The 3209-nt window shown below is 69.8% G+C and carries 1 protein-coding gene and 1 pseudogene; both read left to right on the top strand.

Annotated elements, in window-relative coordinates; all coding sequences use genetic code 11:
- Positions 1-301 precede the first annotated feature (301 nt).
- Positions 302-1114, top strand: coding sequence for an SAM-dependent methyltransferase (locus tag ACWEBX_RS38530; protein ID WP_451889376.1), 813 nt, complete (start codon positions 302-304; stop codon positions 1112-1114).
- Positions 1111-3126 (top strand): annotated as a pseudogene (locus ACWEBX_RS38525) (putative bifunctional diguanylate cyclase/phosphodiesterase); the annotation flags it as partial. The gene ACWEBX_RS38530 and the pseudogene ACWEBX_RS38525, both read left to right, overlap by 4 nt.
- Between the last annotated feature and the right edge of the window lie 83 nt (positions 3127-3209).

Genomic DNA, 3209 nt, shown 5'->3' with positions numbered 1-3209 from the left:
ACCAGGCACAGCTCTGGGGCCTGGGTGTCGTCGCCGCACTGGAACTGCCCCGGCCCGGCGGGAGACTTGGCCACGCTTCGTGACTCCGCGGAGCTTTTTGGAACGCTTCGGAGGGATTTCGCGGGGGCGGTGAGTGGCGTGCGCGGTATACGTTCGCAGATGCCAATTCGGCACGTGCCTGGGGCAGTGACCGGGAACGGACGGTCAATTTCCGGTTTGACTCGCTCCTTTGGCGGGCGATCAGTAGCCTCTGCTCGAACACCGGATCGTCCATGCCGTCGCCTACGCCTTGGAGAGATAGATGGAGCGTCCCGCCTGGGCCCCTCGCAGCATTGACATCTCACTGCCGAGCGTGTCCCGGATATACGACTACTACCTGGGCGGTTCGCACAACTTCGAGGTCGACCGGGAAGCGGCGCGCAAGGCGATGGAGTTCATGCCGGGACTTCCCAAGATCATGCAGGCGAACCGGGCGTTCATGCGCCGGGCCGTCCGCCACGCCGTCGACGAGGGCATCGATCAGTTCCTCGACATCGGCTCCGGCATTCCGACGTTCGGCAACGTCCACGAGATCGCCCAGGCCGCCCGGCCCGGCGCGCGGGTCGTCTACGTCGACCACGACCCGGTTGCCGTCGCACACAGCGAGGTCGTCCTGCGGGACAACGAGGACGCGGCCGTCGTCGCCGCGGACCTGCTCAAGCCTCAGGAAATCCTGCTGAGCCACCCGGTTCAGCGGCTGATCGACCTGAACCGGCCGGTCGCACTGCTTCTCGTTGCCATACTTCACTTCGTGGAAGACGCGGACGACCCGTACCGGGCGGTGGCCGAACTGCGCGACGCCCTCGCGCCGGGAAGCATGCTCGTCGTCACGCACGCCTCGTTCGAGGGCATTCCGTTCCTGCGGGAGCAGGCCGAGGGCACGGTCGACGTCTACAAGGACATCCGCAACCCGCTGATCATGCGCACGCGCGACGAGATCGCGCGGTTCTTCGAGGGGTACGACATGGTGGAACCCGGACTGGTGCTGATGCCGAACTGGCGGCCCGACACGGCGTCCGAGGACGAGGATCCCTATTCCTTCTCCGGGTTCGGCGGCGTGGGACGCACGGCGTGAGCGCCGAGCCGGACGGGCCGGAGGACAGACTGCGCCGGTTCGCGACGATCTGGAGCCGCGCGGTCTTCCCCGTGACCTCCACCTCGCTGACCCGGCCGGAGTTCGAGGAACAACTGCTGCCGCTCGCGCGGCGGCTGAGCGAGGCCCTGCGGGCCAGGACCTTCGAGGCGGCCGAGGGGCGCGGCGTCGGCGCCGCACTCGTCGCCGCGCACTGCACCGACCCCGAGGCCCTCAGCAGGGCCCTCGACTGCGTCGACGCCTACCTGGTGCTCTACTGCGGCGAGGACGGTCCCAAGGAAGCCCTGCGGACCCGCTCCGCGCGACTCCAGCACGCGATGGCCGCCGGGTATGCCGAGGCGCTGCGTGAGCGGACCCTCTCCGAACAACAGGCCATCTCCCAGGCGGCGTTGACCGCGCGCAGCGCCGTCGCCGAGGCACTGCACGACAGCGAGGCCCGCTTCCGCGCGGTGTTCGAGGGCGCGGCCATAGGCATCGCCATCGCCGACCTCGAAGGAAACATCCTCCAGGCCAACGGAGCCCTGCTGCGGATGTTCGGCGGCTCCGAACAGACCATGCGCGGCCGCAAGGTCCCGGAGTGGACACACGCCGAGGACGCTCCCCAGGTGTGGCGGCTGTACGAGGAGCTGGTGCGCGGCGAGCGCGAGCACTACCACGTGGAGAAGGCGTTCTACCGCCCCGACGGCACCGCCCTGTGGACCAATCTGACGGTCTCCCTGCTCCGCGACGCGGACGGCCAGCCCCAGTACCAGCTCGCGCTGATGGAGGACACCACCGAGCGGCGGCTGCTCAATCTGCGGCTGCGCTACGAGGCGACCCACGACGCGCTGACCGGACTGCCCAACCGGACCCTGTTCTTCGAGCGCCTGGAGAAGGCGCTGGCCGCGGGGGAGGGACAGCGCTTCGGGCTCTGCTACCTCGACCTCGACGGCTTCAAGACCATCAACGACAGCCTCGGGCACGCGGCCGGCGACCGGCTGCTCGTCGAGGTCGCCGACCGCCTCCAGTCCTGCGCGACCGCCCCCGGCGAGATGGTCGCCCGGCTCGGCGGCGACGAGTTCGTGGCCCTGACCACCGGCCCGCACACCGAGCGCGAGGTCGACGAACTGGCCGGGCGCATCATGAACGCGCTCGTCACCCCGATCAGCATCGACGGCCGTGACCTGACCGTGCGCGGCAGCGTCGGCGTCGTCGAGGGCCCGGCCGGGGAGCGCGGTGCCGCCGAGGTGCTGCGCAGCGCCGACATCACGATGTACCGGGCCAAGTCCGCGGGCGGCAACCGCTTCGAGCTGGCCGACCCCGAGGCCGACGCGCGGGCCATCACCCGCAACGGACTCACCACCGCGCTGCCCGCCGCCCTGGACCGGGGCGAGTTCTTCATCGAGTACCAGCCGCTGGTGCACCTCGGCGACGGCAGCGTGCGGGGCGCGGAGGCGCTGGTGCGCTGGCTGCACCCGCAGCACGGCGTCCTCGGACCCGACCGCTTCATCCCGCTCGCCGAGCACACCGGACTGATCGTGCCGCTCGGCCGCTGGGTCCTGGAGCAGTCGGTGCGTCAGGCCCGTAGCTGGCAGGAACGGCACACCGACTCGGGCCCGCTGCGCGTCAACGTCAATCTCTCGCCGTGTCAGCTCACTCATCCGGGCCTGGTCCAGGACACCGTCGACATCCTGGAGCGTGAGGGCCTCGACGCCCGGGCGCTGTGCCTGGAGGTCACCGAGTCCGCGCTGATCGGCGCCGACGACGACCTGCTCAAGCCGCTGCGCAGGCTCGCCGAGATGGGCGTCGACATCGCGCTCGACGACTTCGGCACCGGTTACTCGAACCTGGCCAACCTGCGCCGGCTGCCGGTCAGCATCCTCAAGCTGGACCGCTCCTTCACCCAGGGGATGCAGCAGTTCCCGGCGGACCCGGTCGACCTGAAGATCGTCGAGGGGATCGTCTCCCTCGCCCACAGTCTCGACCTCGCGGTCACCGTCGAGGGCGTGGTGACGGTCTCGATCCGGTTGACGAGCTTGCCGTCCCTCAGGTCCCACCACAGGGCCTTGTCGCTGCCGTTGAGGACGCCGTAGATGTT

The organism is Streptomyces sp. NPDC005070 (assembly GCF_053600395.1).
The sequence above is the reverse complement of the archived record's forward strand: the minus strand, read 5'-3'. Positions and strand labels throughout refer to the sequence as shown.

Coding starts and splice junctions, on each gene's coding strand:
- ACWEBX_RS38530 (WP_451889376.1), top strand. CDS start 302: ATGGAGCGTCCCGCCTGGGCCCCTCGCAGCATTGACATCTCACTGCCG.